At 71.3% G+C, this 17,106-nt stretch carries 14 protein-coding genes; 4 read left to right on the forward strand and 10 right to left on the reverse strand.

The genetic code is table 11. The features are described from left to right. Positions 1-409: 409 nt before the first annotated feature. On the forward strand, positions 410-2,173 hold the full coding sequence (locus NJ376_RS09195) for a thiamine pyrophosphate-dependent enzyme (protein ID WP_252952947.1): 1,764 nt from the start codon (positions 410-412) through the stop codon (positions 2,171-2,173). Between the two features lie 16 nt (positions 2,174-2,189). Here the strand turns inward: NJ376_RS09195 and NJ376_RS29250 are convergent, their stop codons facing one another. The 5 genes from NJ376_RS29250 to rfbC form a co-directional block, all read right to left on the reverse strand. Next, positions 2,190-5,495: a glycosyltransferase gene (locus tag NJ376_RS29250; RefSeq protein ID WP_252952948.1), complete on the reverse strand. Its 3,306-nt coding sequence runs from the start codon at positions 5,493-5,495 to the stop codon at positions 2,190-2,192. Positions 5,496-5,646: 151 nt separating this feature from the next. Beyond that, on the reverse strand, positions 5,647-6,519 hold the full coding sequence (rfbA, locus tag NJ376_RS09205; protein ID WP_252952949.1) for a glucose-1-phosphate thymidylyltransferase RfbA: 873 nt from the start codon (positions 6,517-6,519) through the stop codon (positions 5,647-5,649). Next, positions 6,519-7,415 (reverse strand): dTDP-4-dehydrorhamnose reductase, encoded by an 897-nt coding sequence (gene rfbD / locus NJ376_RS09210; protein WP_252952950.1) that lies wholly within the window; start codon positions 7,413-7,415, stop codon positions 6,519-6,521. Before rfbD ends, rfbA begins: the two co-directional genes overlap by 1 nt. Beyond that, the gene (gene rfbB / locus NJ376_RS09215; protein WP_370288124.1) at positions 7,415-8,476 is read right to left on the reverse strand and encodes a dTDP-glucose 4,6-dehydratase; all 1,062 of its coding nucleotides are present in this window, start codon (positions 8,474-8,476) and stop codon (positions 7,415-7,417) included. The genes rfbD and rfbB overlap by 1 nt, the downstream gene beginning before the upstream one ends. Next, on the reverse strand, positions 8,476-9,057 hold the full coding sequence (gene rfbC / locus NJ376_RS09220; protein WP_252952985.1) for a dTDP-4-dehydrorhamnose 3,5-epimerase: 582 nt from the start codon (positions 9,055-9,057) through the stop codon (positions 8,476-8,478). The genes rfbB and rfbC overlap by 1 nt, the downstream gene beginning before the upstream one ends. A gap of 281 nt (positions 9,058-9,338) precedes the next feature. On the opposite strand from rfbC, the gene NJ376_RS09225 reads away from it, so the two are divergent. Together NJ376_RS09225 and NJ376_RS09230 are read left to right on the forward strand one after the other, a co-directional pair. Continuing rightward, positions 9,339-10,175, forward strand: a complete 837-nt coding sequence (locus NJ376_RS09225) for a flagellin (protein WP_252952951.1) — start codon at positions 9,339-9,341, stop codon at positions 10,173-10,175. A 77-nt stretch (positions 10,176-10,252) separates the two neighbouring features. Further along, positions 10,253-11,218, forward strand: a complete 966-nt coding sequence (locus NJ376_RS09230) for a Bug family tripartite tricarboxylate transporter substrate binding protein (RefSeq protein ID WP_252952952.1) — start codon at positions 10,253-10,255, stop codon at positions 11,216-11,218. Positions 11,219-11,498: 280 nt separating this feature from the next. Here the strand turns inward: NJ376_RS09230 and tcuA are convergent, their stop codons facing one another. Then, complete coding sequence (gene tcuA / locus NJ376_RS09235) at positions 11,499-12,989, reverse strand: FAD-dependent tricarballylate dehydrogenase TcuA (protein ID WP_252952953.1); 1,491 nt, start codon at positions 12,987-12,989, stop codon at positions 11,499-11,501. Positions 12,990-13,140: 151 nt separating this feature from the next. Then, entirely contained in the window at positions 13,141-13,797 is a 657-nt protein-coding gene (locus NJ376_RS09240; protein WP_252952954.1) for a GntR family transcriptional regulator, read from the reverse strand. Positions 13,798-13,897: 100 nt separating this feature from the next. Between NJ376_RS09240 and NJ376_RS09245 the strand changes: the two genes are divergently transcribed. Then, entirely contained in the window at positions 13,898-14,764 is an 867-nt protein-coding gene (locus NJ376_RS09245) for an HpcH/HpaI aldolase/citrate lyase family protein (RefSeq protein ID WP_252952955.1), read from the forward strand. Between the two features lie 65 nt (positions 14,765-14,829). On the opposite strand, the gene NJ376_RS09250 is transcribed toward NJ376_RS09245, so the two are convergent. The 3 genes from NJ376_RS09250 to ypfJ all read right to left on the reverse strand — a co-directional run bounded on the left by NJ376_RS09250 (position 14,830) and on the right by ypfJ (position 17,091). Further along, positions 14,830-15,711, reverse strand: coding sequence for a hypothetical protein (locus NJ376_RS09250; RefSeq protein ID WP_252952956.1), 882 nt, complete (start codon positions 15,709-15,711; stop codon positions 14,830-14,832). Positions 15,712-15,728: 17 nt separating this feature from the next. Continuing rightward, positions 15,729-16,148 carry a hypothetical protein gene (locus tag NJ376_RS09255; RefSeq protein WP_252952957.1) on the reverse strand — a complete coding sequence of 140 codons (420 nt, stop codon included), beginning with the start codon at positions 16,146-16,148 and terminating at the stop codon, positions 15,729-15,731. Positions 16,149-16,239: 91 nt separating this feature from the next. Continuing rightward, on the reverse strand, positions 16,240-17,091 hold the full coding sequence (gene ypfJ, locus NJ376_RS09260; RefSeq protein WP_252952958.1) for a KPN_02809 family neutral zinc metallopeptidase: 852 nt from the start codon (positions 17,089-17,091) through the stop codon (positions 16,240-16,242). Positions 17,092-17,106: the final 15 nt, after the last annotated feature.

Here is a 17,106-nt window from a genome sequence, read left to right on the forward strand (position 1 = left end):
GCCCGCCTGGGCACCCTGGCCCACCGCCTGCCCCACCGCGGCCGGCAAGGCGCCGCCCGCCGGCTCCGCCGCACCGCTGCGCGCACGCGGGCGTGCGGCCTCGGCGCCGCCCTGCGGCTCGTTCTGCTTTCCATCGGCCATGGCTGCTGTCCCATCCTGACTGGGTCCGCCGGCACCGGTCGGGTGGCCGCTTGGGGCCGTGCCCCAGGCCGGACCCACACCGGGCCGTCAACCAGGGGAAGTGCTGCACCGCAGCGTAGTTCCACGCTCCCGACGGCATCATCCATTCTTCACGCGAGCGACACTCGGCGGCTTCCCTCCCCGATTGCGCCGCCCGACCGTCGCCCCGCCACAACGAACCCGCGGCCCGCCGCGACGCTCTCCCGCCATCCCCTCCGAGGAGCGCGCCATGCCGAGGAACGCCGCCGACTTCCTGGTCGAGACCCTGATCGACTGGGGCATCGACACGATCTTCGGCCTGCCCGGAGACGGCATCAACGGCGTGATGGAGGCGATCCGCACCCGCCAGGACAAGCTCCGCTTCATCCAGGTCCGGCATGAGGAGACGGCCGCCTTCATGGCCTGCGCCCATGCGAAATGGACCGGGCGCATCGGCTGCTGCCTCGCCACCAGCGGCCCGGGCGGCATCCACCTGCTGAACGGCCTCTACGACGCGAAGCTGGATCGTGCGCCGGTGCTGGCCATCACCGGGCTACAGTACCACGACATGCTGGAGAGCTTCACCCAGCAGGATGTCGATCTCGACAAGCTCTTCCAGGATGTGAGCATCTACAACACCCGCATCATGAGCGCGGCGCATATCGGCAAGGCGGTGGAGCTGGCCTGCCGCAGCGCCCTCGCCCGCCGGGGCGTGGCGCATCTCACCCTGCCGGTGGATGTGCAGGAGGAGACGCTGGAGGAGGCGTCCCCCTCGCCGCGCAACAAGCCGCACCCGGCGGGGATGCGGGCGGCCGAGGGGCTGCTGCTGCCGCGGCCGGAGGATCTCGACCGCGCCGCGGCGCTGCTGAACGACGCCTCCCGCGTCGCCATCCTGGCCGGGCGCGGCGCGCTCGGCGCCACGGCGGAGCTGGAGCGCTGCGCCGATCTGCTCGGCGCGCCGGTGGCCAAGGCGCTGCTCGGCAAGGCGGTGATGGCGGATGACCATGCGCTGACCACGGGCGGCATCGGGCTCTACGGCACCTTCGGCACGCATCGCGCCATGGCGGGCTGCGACGCGCTGCTCATCATCGGCAGCACCTTCCCCTATGTGGAATACTATCCGCAGCCCGGCCAGGCGCGGGCAGTGCAGATCGACCGCGACGCCCAGCATATCGGCCTGCGCCACCCGGCGGAGGTGGGGCTGGTGGGCGATGCCAAGGCGGTGCTGGAGGAGTTGAACGCACGGCTGAAGCGGAAGGCGGATCGAAGCTTCCTCGCCGATTGCCAGAAGGAGGCGCGGCGCTGGCGGGAGGTGCTGGCGGCGGGGCTCACGCCGCCGCGCACGCCGATGCATCCCGGCGCGCCGCTCGCCGTCCTGTCCCGCCGCCTGACGGCGGATGCGGTGGTGGTGACGGATAGCGGGCATAATACCGGCCTCACCGCGCGCTACCTGGATCTCGGGCCGAGCCATGCCTTCGGCGTCTCCGGGCTGCTCGCCTCCATGTCCTGCGGCCTGCCCTATGCCATGGCGGCGGCGCTGGCCTTCCCGGGGCGGCCGGTCTTCGCCGTGGTGGGGGATGGCGGGCTGGCCATGCAGCTCGGCGAGCTGGCGACGGCGGTGCGCTACCGCCTGCCGGTGAAGCTGCTGGTCATCAAGAACAACACCCTCGGCCAAATCAAATGGGAGCAGATCCTGTTCCTCGGGAATCCCGAATACGAGTGCGACCTGCAGCCCATCGACTTCGCCAAGGCGGCGGAGGCGGTTGGCGCGCAGGGCTTCTCGGTCAGCGAGCCGGGAGCGCTGGAGGAGAGGATGCAGGCCTGGATGGCGGCGCCCGGCCCGGCGGTGCTGGAAGTGGCGGTGGATCCCAACGAGCCGCTGCTGCCCGCCGTGGTCTCGGAGACCTACCGCAAGCACCTGGAGAAGGCGCTGGAAGCCGGAACCGCCGGCGCGGAGGCGCTGAAGGCCGCGCTGCGGCGGCTGCCGGCAAAGGCGATGATGGAAGCGAAATAGGTCCTGGTCCGCAGCCTCAGGGCAGGGTCCGGAGGGAAGCTCTTCCCCCCGGCGGGAGTGCAGAGGGCAGCGCCCTCTGCCGGGGGCCTGGGGGCAATGCCCCCAACGGATCCCAGGGCCGCTCCGACGCCGTCGCCGCCAGATGCCGCGCGATCTCCGCCGCCGAGGGTTCCCGCAGCGCCGAGAAGGGCCGCGCCCAGCGGCTCCAATGCGGGTTGCAGCCGGGATCGAGCAGCAGCCCCTCCCCCCAGCGCTCCGTCAGCCTTTGCGCCTCCGCCTCGGCGCGTTCCTGTCGGCCGCGGTCGGCATCGTCATGGCCGCGCGACTTGCTCTCGTAGTGCAGCAGCGCGATCTGCGGCGCGTAGAGCACCTGCAGCCCCGCCGCCCGCAGCTTCAGGCAGAGATCGACATCGTTGAAGGTAATGGGCAGCGAGGTCTCGTCGAAGCCGCCCACCCCGAGGAACGCCTCCCGCCGGCAGCCGAGGAAGGCGCCGGTCACCGCCCCCGCCGCCCGCAGCGCCTGCCAGCGGCCGCCCGGCCCGCCCTCTTCCGCCGCGGCGCCGACGCCCTCATGCGCCGCCAGCTTCTCCTGCCCCAGCAGCACGCCGGCATGCTGGATGGTCATGTCCTCATAAAGCAGGCGGGCGCCGACGGCGCCGACCTCCGGCTCCGCCAGCAGCCGCCGCAGCCAGAGATCCCAGCCCTCGCTCAGCATCCGCGTGTCGTCATTGAGGAAGAGCAGGATGCCGCCGCGGGTGCGGGCCACCGCCTGGTTGTTCAGGCGGGACCAGTTGAAGGGCTCGTCCAGCCGCAGCACCGGGCAGCCGAGCCCGGCGAGGATCGCCAGCGTCTCCGGCGCGTCGGAGCCATTGTCGATGACCAGGGGCTCCAGCAGGGTCGGGCGGGCGGCCTTCGCCGCCAGGCTGGCCAGCGCCTCCCGCAGCATCGTCCCGCCATTGCGCGTCGGCACGATGACGCTGATGCGCGTCTCGTCCCCCGGCCAGGTGGCAGGCGGGTCCAGCAGCCAGGGGTGGCGCAGCAGGGGGCGGAGGCCGGGCGGCGGCATCTCCGGCGCGGCCGGGGCCACCGAATCCTCCGCCAGCCGGGCATGCAGCAGCCGGGGGATGTGCGCCACCGGCCCCTGCCGGGCCAGCGCCGCCCAGAGCAGCCAGCGGGAGGTCGCGGAGCCCACCGCCTCCCAGGCCGCCAGCAGCGCCTCCCGCCGCGCGCAGACCAGCTCCCCGGCCGGGTTGGCGAAGGCGAACCGCCAGGGGTCCAGCGCTTCCCGCAGCACCGGGTCGTGGTGCAGGGGGTGGTCGCGGAAGCGCTCGGTGACGGCATCCTCGTCGCTATAGGCGGCGACGGAAGTCGGATGCGCCGCCAGGGCATGGCCGAACCAGGCGAAGGCCGCGGGGGCGAAGAGCGTGCCGGCGCTGGCCAGCAGCAGGAGGGATGCCTGGGGCAGTTCGCGCTCCGCCCCGGTCTTGCCCAGGGAAATCCGCGGGTCGCGCGCCGCCGCCTGCTCCGCCAGGGCGCGCAGCCCGCCGCTCTCCGGCACCAGCAGCGTCGTGGTCCAATCGGTGGCGGTCTGTGCGGCCAGGCTGTCCAGCGTCCGCCGCAGACCGCGCACCGTGGCCCCCGCCGTCTCCAGCATCAGGTGCAGCGGGGCGGTGGGGCCGGCGGGCGGGGTGATGGCATGGCGGTGGCGGAAGGTGCCGTGCAGGGCGGGGGGCCAGGCGGCGAAGCTCTCCACCTGGGGCAGCATCATCTCCAGCCGCTGCAGCAGGGCGCGCGCCTCGGCCAGCTCGGCGGCCAGGCGCTGCACCGTCTCCTCCGCCTCGGCGAAGAGGGTCTCCAGCAGGAATTCCTGCCCGATCGGCCGCCCGGTCCGTGCGTCATGGATGCGGAAGCGGCGCGGCCCGCTGCCCCGCGCGGCGCGGCCATCCCATTGGAGGCGGAAGCCGGAGGCCGGCGCATCCGGCGCGTCCCGCCGCTGCCGGTCGGCGCGGCCGAAGCCGACCGGGCTGCCATTGCAGCGCAGCTCCACCTCCAGCGGCTCGCCCGGCCGCGCCCGGTCCTCCGCCCAGCCGACGATGAGGTCGCCGGTGACATAGGCGATGGCGCCGGTGGCGCTGCCCCGCGCCGCGGCCATGCCCTCCTCCAGCGCCGCCCGGGCATCGGTCCAGAGCAGGCCGTGCAGCCGCGTCAGCTCCTCGGCCACCGCCGGCAGGGTGAGCAGCGCATGCAGCAGGGCGAGCGCATCCGGCGGTGCCGGCGGCAGGCAGAGGCGTTGGCTGAGCCAGCCATCCAGCTCGATGAGCTGGGCCGGGGAGAGGCCAAGATGCGGCACGGCATGGTCGCCGACCAGCCGGTGCAGCACCCTCTCCCGGAATTCCGGGGAGGCGAGGAGCGAGCAGAGCAGGCCCCAGAGCGTGCCGCCGGCATGGGCGGCGGCGATGGCCGGGCTTTCCACCGGCCGGCCGAGCACGCCGAGATAGGACATCGCCACATCCTCGCCGCCGATGCGGGCGCCGCGCAGATGGGCGAGGCCGGAGGAGAGGCCCGGCAGGGCGGCGTTCAGCGCCGCCTGCTCCCCGGGGAAGAGCAGGCCGAGCATCTCGGCGACGAAGGAAAGGCGGAACAGCGCACCGACCAGCCCGCCCGGCCAAAGGGTGGGCGGCTCCGCCCCCAGCCTCTCCTGCAGCCAGGCGGCGACGGCGGCGCGGGAGGAAGGGTCGAGCCGCGCCTCCGGCAGGGCACTGCCGGCCAGCAGGGGCTGGATCACCGCGGCGCGGCAGGCCGGGCTTTCCAGGGTCTGGCGCAGCAGAACGGCCAGCGGCAGGGCCTGGCCGACGGGCAGATGTGCCTCTGGCGGGCCGGCGAAGAGCAGGGCGGCGAGGAGCCGCCGGTCCTCCTCTCCGGCCGTCTGGGTGGCGAGATGGCAGGGGCTGCGCGCCGGGTCGGCCGCCAGGGCGGCGAGCCGCGCCTGCTGCGCAGCGGGCAGGCCGGTGATGCGGGCGGCGATCTCTGGCGCGCCGAGCAGCCCGGCGGTGAGGGTGCCGGGGGAGCAGGGCAGCGCGAGCGCCGCGGGACTCAGCAGCCCTTCCCGCGCCGCCCAGTCCCAGGCGCTGCGCAGCTCCTCGGGAGAGAGGGTGACGTGGCGGGTCAGCCTGCCGGCCGCGAGGCGGGAAAGGACGGTGCCGAACTCCGCCGAGCGCACCACGGCCGCCCGCAGCGCCGCAGGGCCGAGCCCGGCCCGGGCCGCCATCTCCTCCGCCGTCGGGCTGCGACCGAGCAGCGCGCGATAGGCCTCAGCGGGCACGGAACGGGCCAGGCGGAAGCGAGGGGTGGGACGGGGCCTTGCCGCTGGGGGGCGTCATGCGCGCGGATGCTCTGCGGTGGCGGCGGCGCCTGTCAACGCCCGCTGCCGCCCGGCGGCGCCGGGCGGCAGCGGGGCGGAAGCGGGCGCGGACTCAGCCGGCGGCGTGATGCAGCAGGGCTTCCAGGTAGCGGCCATAGCCGCTGTTGTGCAGCGGCCGCGCCACCTTGAGGAGCTGGGCATCGTCGATGAAGCCCTTGCGCCAGGCGACTTCCTCGGGCGAGGCGACCTTCTGGCCGGTGCGCTTCTCGATGGCGCGGACGAACTCGCCGGCCTCCAGCATGCTGTCATGCGTGCCGGTATCCAGCCAGGCATAGCCGCGGCCGAGCCGGGCGACGCGCAGCGAGCCTTCCTCAAGATAGACCCGGTTGAGGTCGGTGATCTCCAGCTCCCCGCGCGGCGAGGGCTTGAGGGCGCGGGCGATGGCGGGGGCGCGACCGTCGTAGAAATAGAGGCCGGTCACCGCCCAGTCGGATTTCGGCAGCTTCGGCTTCTCCTCGATGGTCAAGGCACGGCCCGTGGCATCGAATTCCACCACGCCATAGCGCTCGGGATCGGCGACGCGATAGGCGAAGACCGCCGCACCTCGCTCTCCCTGCGCCTCCGCCATGCGCGCATCCAGCTCATGCCCGTGGAAGATGTTGTCGCCGAGCACCAGGGCGGAGGGACCGCCGGCGAGGAATTCCTCCGCCAGCACCAGCGCCATGGCGATGCCGTTGGGCTTCTCCTGCACCTGGTAGACGAGCTTGATGCCCCATTGGCTGCCATCGCCCAGCAGGCGCTGGAACAGCGGCATGTCATGCGGCGTGGAGATCACCATGATCTCCCGGATCCCGGCCAGCATCAGCACCGAGAGCGGGTAGTAGACCATCGGCTTGTCATAGACCGGCAGGAGCTGCTTGGAGACAGCCAGCGTTGCCGGGTAGAGGCGCGTGCCGCTGCCGCCGGCGAGGACGATGCCTTTCATCAATTGCTCTCCTTCGCGGGCAGCAGCGCATCCAGGCAGCGATCGAGGCCCTGGCGCCAATCGGCAGCGGCGATGCCGAGCCGTGCGGCGGCCCGGCTGCAATCCAGCCGGGAATTGGCCGGGCGCGTCGCCTTGGTGGGATAGTCGGCGGTGGTGATGGCGGTCAGCTTCGGCGCGGGCTGGCCGCGCTTCGCCGCACCCTCGAAAATCGCCGCGGCGAAGCCGTGCCAGGTGGTGAAGGGCTGGCCGGTCAGGTGGAAGACGCCGAAGCAGGAATCGCCTGCCTTGGCCGCCACCAGCCTCGGCAGGATGGCGATGGCGGCATCGGCCAGGTCGTCGGCGAAGGTGGGAGCACCGTGCTGGTCCGCCACCACCCGCATCTCCGGCCTTTCCTTGCCGAAGCGCAGCATGGTCTTGACGAAGTTGTTGCCATGCGCCGAGCAGACCCAGGCGGTGCGCAGGGTGACGCTGCGCGGCTGCGCCAGGTGCAGCAGCAGCTCCCCGGCCAGCTTGGAGGCGCCATAGACCCCGACCGGGGCAGGCGCGTCTTCCTCGGTATAGGGGCTGTCCTTGACGCCGTCGAAGACATAGTCGGTGGAGTAGTGCACCACTGGGATGCCGGCGCAGGCGGCCGCCTCGCCCAGCAGGCGCGGGCCGGTGGCGTTCACCGCGAAGGCGGTGGCGCGGTCATCCTCGGCACGGTCCACGGCGGTGTAGGCGGCGGCGTTGATCACCGCCTCCGGCTTGTACTCGGCGAAGGCGGCCGCCACCTGGGCGGCATCCGTCATGTCGAATTCCGGCGGCTCCAGCCCCACCGCCTGGTGCCCGGCCTTGGGCAGCCGCGCCAGCAGCTCCGTCGAGATCTGGCCGGTGCGGCCGATGACGAGGATTCGCATCAGCCGGCCTTCTTCTCGATCAGGCCAAGCCGCTCGCCGCTGTACTTCTTCTCCCGTAGCGGCTTCCACCACCAGTCATTCGCCAAGTACCAGTCGATGGTGGCGGCGATGCCGGTCTCGAAGCTCTGCTTCGGCGTCCAGCCGAGCTCCGCCTCGATCTTGGAGCAGTCGATGGCGTAGCGCTGGTCATGGCCGGGGCGGTCGGCAACGAAGGTGATCAGCTCCCGCCGCGGCCGCGCCGCCGGCACGCGCTGGTCCAGCAGGTCGCAGATGGTCTGCACCACCTCGAGGTTCCGCTTCTCGGAACGGCCGCCGATGCAGTAGGTCTCGCCCACCCTGCCGCGCTCCACCACCGTCACCAGCGCCTCGGCATGGTCCTCGACATAGAGCCAGTCGCGGATGTTGCTGCCATCGCCATAGACCGGCAGCGTCTTGCCATCCAGCGCATTCAGGATGATCAGCGGGATCAGCTTTTCCGGGAAGTGGTAGGGCCCGTAATTGTTCGAGCAATTGGTCACCAGCACCGGCAGGCCATAGGTCTCGTGCCAGGCGCGCACCAAGTGGTCGGAGGCCGCCTTGCTGGCCGAGTAGGGCGAGCGCGGGTCGTAGGCGGTGGTCTCGCTGAAGGCGCCGGTCGGGCCGAGCGAGCCGAACACCTCGTCGGTCGAGATGTGGTGGAAGCGGAAGGCGGATTTGCCGGCCGCATCAAGGGAGGCGTGGTAGGCCCGCGCCGCCTCCAGCATCGCAAAGGTGCCGTTGATGTTGGTCTGGATGAAATCCGCCGCGCCGGTGATGGAGCGGTCCACATGGCTCTCGGCGGCCAGGTGCATCACCGCGTCCGGGCGGAACTCCGCCATCAGCGCCTGCATGCGCGGCAGGTCGCAGATATCGGCCTGGACGAAGCGGAAGCCGTGCTTCCCCTCGCAGTCGCGGATGGAGCGGCGGTCGCCGGCATAGGTCAGCTTGTCCACGACCAGGACGGTCGCGCCCCTGCCCTGCACGAGCAGACGGGTGACGGCGGAGCCGATGAAGCCGGCGCCGCCGGTGAGGAGGATGCGCATCAGGACCCCTGATATTCGAAGGCGGGCGGCAGGTCGCGCAGCCGGGGGGCGCGGCGGTCCTTGTCCGAGAGCTGCACTGCGTCCGGTCCGAAGGGCCAGGGCAGGGCGAGATCAGGGTCGTCCCAGGCGATGCCGCGGTCGCAGTCCGGCGCGTAGAGATCGGTCACCTTGTAGGCGACCTCGGTATCCGGCTGCAGCGTGCAGAAGCCATGGGCGAAGCCGACCGGCACGTAGAGCTGCTGCGCATTGTCTGCGGAAAGTTCCGCGGCGACATGCTGGCCGAAAGTGGGCGACCCGCGGCGGATATCGACCGCGATGTCGAGGATGGCGCCACGCAGCACCCGCACCAGCTTGGCCTGGGGATGCGGCGGCAGTTGGAAGTGCATGCCGCGGATGGTGCCAGGCTGGGCGGAGAGGGAGTGGTTGTCCTGGACGAACAGATCCGGGATGCCGAGGGCGGCGAAGTCGCGGCTGCTATAGGTCTCCAAGAAGAAGCCGCGATGGTCGCCGAAGCGGCGGGGGATGATGAGCACCGGGCCCGGCAGGGCGTAGCGGGAGGCGGTGAAGTTGCCGGCGGTGATGGTTTCCGGCGCTGGGGTCGGCTCGTTCTGGAGCGCGGGCACTGAACACTCCCGGAATGATGTCGGGGCCGGGTGGCCGCCCGTCCGGGGCCGCTGCGGCCGCATGGAACGGGATCGCGGCCCTTCTGCCTGCTGAGACCTTGGGAAGTCAAGCAATCGGCTCGCTTTGGTTGTGACCGAGCGACAATTTTCACCCTGGCTTTCACCGCTTGTTCATTCTGCCGCGGCATTCTGCCGGGGACCGACCCGAGGATCGAGGTCGCCGACTGAGGGAAAAGCCCATGCCGCTGAATTCGGTGAATACCAATGTTGGCGCGATGGTGGCGCTGCAGTCGCTGAACCGGACGAGCGACGAACTCTCGGCAACCCAGAAGCGGATCTCCACCGGCTACCGGGTGGCGGATGCGAAGGATGACGGCGCCGCCTTCGCAGTGGCGGAACGCATCCGCGGCGATATTTCGGCGACCACCTCGGCCAATGAGCAGCTCGGCGGCGTGAAGGGCCTGCTGGACGTCACCAATGCGGCACTCGAGAATGTCTCCACCGCCCTGCAGACCCTGAAGAGCACCACGGTCAAGCTGGCCGACGGCACCATCACCGCCGACCAGCGCACCCAGTACCAGGCGCAGGTGAAGGAGCTGACCAACAACATCAAGTCCTTCATCCAGGATGCCAGCTACAACGGGCTGAACATCCTGAACGACCCGGCGACGCTCGGCGTCAACGTCGTCACCAACGGCCAGGGCACCTACTACACCTTCAGCGGCTATGCAGCGCTGACCAACGTCTACAACGTGGTTTCCACCGCCAATACCTGGACCGCGGGCAGCGCCGCGGCGGCGCTCTCGACCACCGGCTCGGTCATGTCGGCGATCACCAACGTGCTGACGCAGCTCAACAATTTCGGCAGCTACTCGAACTACATCGAAAGCCAGATCAACTACAACAAGTCCATCCTGGACGCCCAGGAAAGCGGCCTCGGCGCGCTGATCGACGCCGACATGGCCAAGGAATCCGCCCGGCTGCAGGCGCTGCAGATCCGCCAGCAGCTCGGCACCCAGGCCCTCGGCATCGCCAACAACGCGCCGCAATCCCTGCTGAGCCTGTTCCGCGGCTGATCCCGCCGCGGAACGGGGGGCTTTACGCCCCGCCCCAGCCTGCTACAGCGCAGCCGAGGTCGTCCGGGAGGAACGTCATGGCTCGCATCTCACGTCGTACCCTGCTGGCGGCAAGCCTGCTCCCCGGCCCCGTCCTCGCGCAGGGCGCCTGGCCGAGCCGGCCCGTCACCCTCATCGTCCCCTGGGCCCCCGGTGGCTCCAACGACGTCGCCGCGCGACTCATCGCGCCGCATCTGGAAGCCCGCTTCGGCCAGCCCTTCGTCATCGAGAACCGTCCGGGCGGCGGCGGCAGCCTCGGCATGGGCATGGTGGCCCGGGCCCGGCCGGACGGATCGACCATGCTGGTCTCCTCCGCCTCCAACCACGTCTTCCACGCGCTGATCCAGCCCGACCTCGGCTATGACGTGCAGCAAAGCCTGGCCGGCGTTGCCATGCTGGTGGATGTGCCGAATGTCCTGGCCGTCACCAACGGCCTCGACGTGAACAGCGTGCAGGAGCTGATCGCGAAGGTCCGCGCGGCGGGCGGGATGAGCTTCGGCTCCTCCGGCGTCGGGTCCTCCAACCACCTGGCCGGGGAGCTGTTCCGCCTGCGCACGGGCCTCGATCTGACCCATGTGCCCTATCGCGGCGGCGGCCAGGCGATCTCGGACCTCATCGCCGGCACGGTGCCGATGGCGTTCCTCAACCTGCCGACGGTGCTGGGCCCGGCGCAGTCCGGGCGGGCGAAGATCCTGGCGGTGGGCACCGACCAGCGCGTCAGCAGCCAGCCGAACATCCCGACCATGCAGGAGCAGGGCGTGCCGGATTATTCGGTGCGGTCCTGGACCGGCCTTTTCACCCCGCGTGGCACGCCGCAGCCGATCATCGATAGCTTGGCGGCGGCGCTGAAGGACATATTGCAGGAGCCGGCGCTGAAGGCGCGGCTGCTGGAGCTGGGCAGCGAGCCGATCTGGATGGACCCGGCGGCGACGGACCGCTTCGTGAAGGCGGAATTCGACCGCTGGGGGCCGGTGGTGAAGGCGGCCAACGTCAAGCTGGAATAGGCCACCCGAACCAGGCCCGAGGGGCGGCCCGGGTGGCCCGCCCTGCCCTGTCCTGGAGCAGCCTCCGACCCGATGGATCGCGGCGTGATCCATCAGCCCGGAGATAAGCTGCTCCAATAATTGCATTTTCCAGAGCAGGAAGTCCGATCAGGCGGGTCCGCCTGATCGGGATATCGCTCTAGAGCAGATCGCCGCAGGGCGGCATCCCCGAAGGCGTCAATCTGCTCTGCAAACAAGGGCGTAGCGCGTTTTCGGTGAACGCATGTGAACCGAAAACGCTCTAGGTGTTGCTCCGCTGGTCCGCCACCGCCGTGGCGCCGGCCAGCTTGCCGAAGACGGCGCCGTTGATGAGGCCGGAGCCGCCCGGATAGTTGAAGTAGAAGATGCCGCCCACCAGCTCGCCGGCCGCGTAGAGGCCCTGGATCGGCTGCTGGTCGGCATCCAGCACCCGCGCCTCGGTGTCGATCCGCAGCCCGCCGAAGGTGAAGGTGATGCCGCAGCCCACCTGGAAGGCCTTGAAGGGCCCCTGGTCAATGGTGTTGGCCCAGTTGGTCTTGTTGACCGCGAGGCCCTCGGTGCGGCGCCCGTCCTTGATGTTCGGGTTGAAGGGGATGTCCTGTCGCACCGCGGCGTTGTAGGCACGGATCTCCTCCAGGAAGGCCTTGCCGTCCACGCCTTCCAGCTTCTCCGCCAGCTCCTCCAGCGTGTTGGCCTCGACCTTCGTCACCTGCTTGATCCGGTACTCATCGCGGAGCTGCTTCTCCACCTTCGCGTCGAAGACCTGCCAGGCGAAATTGCCCGGCTGCTCCAGCACGACGCGGCCGTATTTCGCATAGGTGTAGTTGCGGAAATCGGCGCCCTCGTCGAGGAAGCGGCGGCCATTCGCGTTGATCAGCACCGACCAGGGGTAGGAGTGCTTCTGGAAGGCGTCGCCGACCGCGAGGTCGCCATATTCCGGCGCGTTGAAATCCCACTGCACGGCATGGCAGCCGGACCAGTTGCCGAAGGGCGAGGCGCCGACCTCCAGCGCCATCTTGATGCCGTCGCCGGTGTTGAAGCGGGTGCCGCGCACCTTCGCCAGCTCCCAGCCCGGGCCGAGATAGCGGGTGCGCATCTCCGCATCGCCCTGGAAGCCGCCGGCGGCCAGGATCACGGACGGCGCCTTGATGTCGTAGATGCGGCCGGGCGTCTTGACCTGCACGCCCTGCACCTTGAAGCCGTCATAGAGGATCTTCTGTGCGCGCGTCGCGTAGCGGATCTCGATGCCGCGCTTCCTGGCGGATTCCGTCTCCGCCTGCACCAGGCCCGGCCCGCCGCCATAGGCGGAGACGGTGAGCCCGCCCCAGAATTTGAAGCGGCCATCGATCTTGAAGGCCTGCTGGCCCCAGATGGGCGCGAATTTCACCCCCTTGCCGTGCAGCCACTTCATCGTCTCGAAGCTGCGGCGCACCAGGATCTCGCAGAGGTCCGGGTCGGTGCGGTTGCGGGTCACCCGGAACATGTCGTCGAAGAACTGCTCTTCGGTGTAGGTGCCGAAATCGGTGATGGCGATCTCGGCCTCGGTCAGGTCCGGCATGATCGCCTTCAGATCCTCGACGCCACGATAGGCGAAGCGGATGTTGCCGGCGGTGAAGCGGGTATTGCCGCCCGCCTCCTCCTCCGGCGCGCGTTCCAGCACCACCACCCGGGCCCCCTGCTCCTGCGCGGAGAGCGCCGCACAGAAGGCGGCATTGCCGCCACCCACCACGATGACGTCGAATTCGTCGGCCATGACCGGCCCCCTTTCTCGGCGGAATTGTGCACCGATGTATGCACGGGCTGGGGAGGCTGTCCAGCGAGGCCCCGGCGCGCGGCCTCCAGCCTGTCCCGGGCCGGGCGGCAGCGCCTGCCCTGCCGCACCCCGCGCAGCGGCATGCCCGGCGTCAGCCCGCCGCCGCCGCCATGGCCAGGCGGGCGGCATGGGCGGCCAGGATATGCGCCCGCGCCGCCGCCTCCGCCCCCGCCGCGTCGCGGGCGGCAATGGCGGCGACGATGTCCGCATGCTCCTCCCGCGCCGCCGCGGCGCGGCCCGGCAGGTCCAGCGTGGTCGGGCCCAGCAGCAGCAGGGCGTCGGAGAGGGAGGAGAGCGCCCGCAGCAGGTAGCGGTTATGCGCCACCTGGTAGAGGGCGCGGTGGAAGCGGCGGTTGTGCTCCGCCACCTGCTCCGGCGCCAGGGCCGCCTCATCCGCCACCATGCGCTGCAACAGCATGATCTCCGGCCGCCCGGCATGCTGCGCGGCGAGGCGGGCGGCGGTGCCCTCCAGCGCCTCCCGCATCACATAGAGCTCATCCACCTCGGCATGGTCATAGGCGGCAACGCAGAGGCCGCCGCCCGGCCCGGGCGCCAGCAGCCCTTCGGATTGCAACCGGCGGATCGCCTCCCGCACCGGGGTGCGGCTCATGCCCAGCCGCTCCGCCAGCTCCGATTCCAGCACGCGCTGACCGGGCCGCAGGGCGCCGCTGCGCAGCCCCTCGCGGAAGCGGTCATAGGCCTGCCCGGCCAGGCTCTGCCCGGCGGGAAGGGTGGCAATGCGGCGCATGGCAGATGCATACGCTTGTATGCATCCCGGAAGCAAGCACCATTGACCGAGCCCCGGCCGGGGCCCAGCATCCGCTGCCTGCTGCAGGGGGAAAACGCACATGCACGCGCTGCCGAATTGGCGATCGCTGCTCTATGTGCCGGCGACGCGGGAGAGCTTCGTCGCCAAGGCGCATACCAGGGGGGCGGACGCCATCATCCTCGACCTCGAGGATGCGGTGGCCCCGGCAGAGAAGCCGGCGGCCCGGGCGGCGCTCGCCAAGGCGGTGCCGAGCGTGCGCCAGGGTGGCGCCGATGTCTGCGTCCGCATCAACCGGCCGCTGCGGATGGCGGTGCAGGATATCGACGCGGCGGTGGCCGCCGGCGCCGATGTGCTGGTGCTGACCAAGCTGATGGGCCCGGAGCATGTGCGGCTGCTGGAGGAGCTGACGGCGGAATCGGAAGCCGCGCATGGCGTGGCGGTGGGCCACACCCGCTTCATCGGCCTGGTGGAGACGGCGGCGGCGCTCTCCGCCATGCAGGCGATCGCCGGCGCCAGCCCGCGGATGGTGGCGCTGGGCGCGGGCGGCGAGGACCTCGCCACCGATCTCGGCATGGAGCCGACGCCGGATGCGCTCTTCGTGCCGAAGATGCTGGCGGTGCTGGCAGCGCGTGCCGCGGGCGTGCTGCCGCTCGGCTTCATCGGCACCGTCGCCGGGCTATCCGACCCTGAGGGCTACCGCGCCATGCTGCGCCGCTCCCGCGCGCTGGGCTTCGCCTGCGCGAGCTGCGTTCACCCCTCCCAGGTGTCGGTCGTCAACGAGGAATATGGCGCCCGGCCGGAGGACGTGGCCCGCGCCCAGCGGATGGTGGAGGCCTTCGCGACGGCCCTCGCCCAGGGGCTCGGCGCCGTCAGCTTCGAGGGCCAGATGATCGACGAGCCCGTCGTGGAACGGGCCCGGCGATTGCTCGCGCGGGCCCGTCAGTGATGCGTCAGGGGCAACCGGCCCCTGACAAGGCGTCCGGGGGCCGTGCCGCGACGGCCCCGCCGGCCTCAGCTCCGCCCCGGCCCGCGCCTCTCATTCTCCGGATGGGCGCCGCTGACATTGGTGCCGAGGTTGCGGTCCACCGCGCGGCTGGCGGCGGTGCCGGGGGGGTTGCCCGGGGTGCCATCCGCCGCGCCGCGCCGCGCCTCGTTCTCCGGCCGCGCGCCGCTGATGTTCGTCCCCAGCGCGTCATCCACGCCGCGGGAGAGCTTGGTGCCCGGCGGGTTGCCCGGGGTGCCGTCCGGCGGGCTGGAGAGCGCCGCATCGGTCCGCGTGCCCATCCCGGTGCGGGTGCCCATCTGCGCCGCCGCCGTCGTGGTGCCGACGCCGGCCGCGGTGCCGAGGCCGCTTTCCGGCATCGCCGCCTCGTCGTAGCCGGTCCAGCCGGCCGAGCGCCAGGAGGCCTCGCGCTCGGCGGTGTCCACCGCATTGTGGCGGGCCAGGATCGCCTCGGCTTCCGCGGCACGGCTTTCCTCGGCGCGCAGCGTCACCAGGTTGCCGCCGCGGCGCAGCCCCTCGGCATAGACATGGGCGTGCTCCTCGCTCACCCCCGCCTTGGTCAGTGCGCCCAGCAGCCCGCCCGCCGCAGCGCCGACGCCGGCGCCGGCCAGCGTCGCCACCAGCCAGCCGGCGGCGACGACCGGGCCGAGGCCGGGAATGGCGAGGGCGCCGATGCCGGCCAGCAGCCCGGCGCCGCCGCCGACCACCGTGCCGAGCGTCGCGCCCGTGCCGGCGCCGCTGCCCTCATGGGTCTCCGCCGTGCTGCCATCCTCGCCGCGGGCGATGAGGCTGATATCGTCACGCGCAAAGCCGGCCGCTTCCAGTTCGCTCACCGCGGCGGCGGCATCCGCATAGCTGTCGAACAGCCGCGCAATCGTACGAGTTGCCATGATCGTCTCTCCTTGGCTCAGCGGCTGGTCACATTGCCCTGGTAGTCGAGTGCGACGCCGACCTGTTGGCCGGACCGCATGGCGCGGCCGCGCCAGATGCCCTGGTCGTCCTTCCGCAGTTCGGAGACGTCGCTGAAGCCGGCGGCCTCGATCCGGCTGCGCGCCTGGCCTTCGGTGAAGCTGTTGGCCCCGGGCACCGGCGCATCCGCGGTGCGGGTGCCGTTATCGGTGCGCACCGCGGGCTGCGAGCTTTCGTTGCTGCGGTTGGGCGTGGTGGCGCCGCTGGTGGCATCCGGCGCGGTCATCCCCGGCCGGGTGGTGCCTTCGGTCGCGGCATTGGGGCGGGCGCGGTCCGGCGCGGCCGGCGACACCTGCGCTGCAACCGGCAAGCTGACGGCAGCGCCCAGCAGGGCCAGGCCGAGAATCTTCGAACGCATGTCCTGTTTTCCCTTGACGTGGCGTTGGAGGGCGTTCCGCCCTTCCTGCCGGCCCCAACGGCACGGGCGGCCGAACGTTCCTTGAGGCGCGTCAGAGTGATTCGGCAGCGAAGCTGTCGCATTGCCGCGGGTCGCCGCTGTCCAGCCCGCGGCGGAACCAGCGGACGCGCTGGGCGGAGCTGCCATGGGTGAAGCTTTCCGGCACCACCGTGCCGCGGGCGCGGCGCTGCAGCCGGTCATCGCCGACGGCAGCGGCGGCGTTGATCCCTTCCTCGATATCGCCCGGCTCCAGCACCCGCTGGGTCTGCCGCGCCCAGATGCCGGCGAAGCAATCCGCCTGCAGCTCGATCCGCACCTGTAGTGCGTTCGAGCTCCGCTCATCCATCCGTCGCCGCGCCTCGTTCACGCGGTCGAGGATGCCGAGCTGGTTCTGCACATGGTGCCCGACCTCATGCGCGATGACATAGGCGCGGGCGAAATCCCCCGGCGCACCGAGCTGGCGCTCCATGTCCCGGAAGAAGCCGAGATCGAGATAGACCCGCCGATCCTCGGGGCAATAGAAGGGCCCGACCGCGCTCTGCGCGAAGCCGCAGCCGCTCTGGGTCGCGCCGGTGAAGAGGATGAGGCTGGGCGGGGCGTAGCGCTGGCCGCCGCGGCGGAAGATCTCGCCCCAGGCATCCTCCGTGGTCGCCAGCACCTGGGCGACGAAGCGGCGCTCCGGCTCCTGCGCGCCATCGGGGCCCGGGCCGGTCTGCACCACCTGCCGCTCCGGCCCCGCATCCCCGCCGCCATTGAGGATGAAGGAGGGATCCACCCCGAGCAGCAGCGCGATCACCACCAGGGCCACGGTGCCGATGCCGCCGCCGGCCAAGCCGATCGGCAAGCCGCCGCCGCCGCGCCGGTCCTCCACATTGCTGCTTTCGCGCTCGCCTTCCAGCCGCATGCCTGCCTCCCGCCG

It is taken from the genome of Siccirubricoccus soli, from assembly GCF_024178315.1.
Taxonomy (GTDB): Bacteria; Pseudomonadota; Alphaproteobacteria; order Acetobacterales; family Acetobacteraceae; genus Siccirubricoccus; species Siccirubricoccus soli.

Bases quoted from the DNA above. Each gene is read 5' to 3' on its own strand.
- NJ376_RS09195 (WP_252952947.1), top strand. From the start codon at position 410: ATGCCGAGGAACGCCGCCGACTTCCTGGTCGAGACCCTGATCGACTGG.
- rfbA (WP_252952949.1), bottom strand. From the start codon at position 6,519: ATGAAAGGCATCGTCCTCGCCGGCGGCAGCGGCACGCGCCTCTACCCG.
- rfbD (WP_252952950.1), bottom strand. From the start codon at position 7,415: ATGCGAATCCTCGTCATCGGCCGCACCGGCCAGATCTCGACGGAGCTG.
- rfbB (WP_370288124.1), bottom strand. From the start codon at position 8,476: ATGCGCATCCTCCTCACCGGCGGCGCCGGCTTCATCGGCTCCGCCGTC.
- NJ376_RS09225 (WP_252952951.1), top strand. From the start codon at position 9,339: ATGCCGCTGAATTCGGTGAATACCAATGTTGGCGCGATGGTGGCGCTG.
- NJ376_RS09230 (WP_252952952.1), top strand. From the start codon at position 10,253: ATGGCTCGCATCTCACGTCGTACCCTGCTGGCGGCAAGCCTGCTCCCC.
- tcuA (WP_252952953.1), bottom strand. From the start codon at position 12,989: ATGGCCGACGAATTCGACGTCATCGTGGTGGGTGGCGGCAATGCCGCC.
- NJ376_RS09240 (WP_252952954.1), bottom strand. From the start codon at position 13,797: ATGCGCCGCATTGCCACCCTTCCCGCCGGGCAGAGCCTGGCCGGGCAG.
- NJ376_RS09245 (WP_252952955.1), top strand. From the start codon at position 13,898: ATGCACGCGCTGCCGAATTGGCGATCGCTGCTCTATGTGCCGGCGACG.
- NJ376_RS09250 (WP_252952956.1), bottom strand. From the start codon at position 15,711: ATGGCAACTCGTACGATTGCGCGGCTGTTCGACAGCTATGCGGATGCC.
- NJ376_RS09255 (WP_252952957.1), bottom strand. From the start codon at position 16,148: ATGCGTTCGAAGATTCTCGGCCTGGCCCTGCTGGGCGCTGCCGTCAGC.
- ypfJ (WP_252952958.1), bottom strand. From the start codon at position 17,091: ATGCGGCTGGAAGGCGAGCGCGAAAGCAGCAATGTGGAGGACCGGCGC.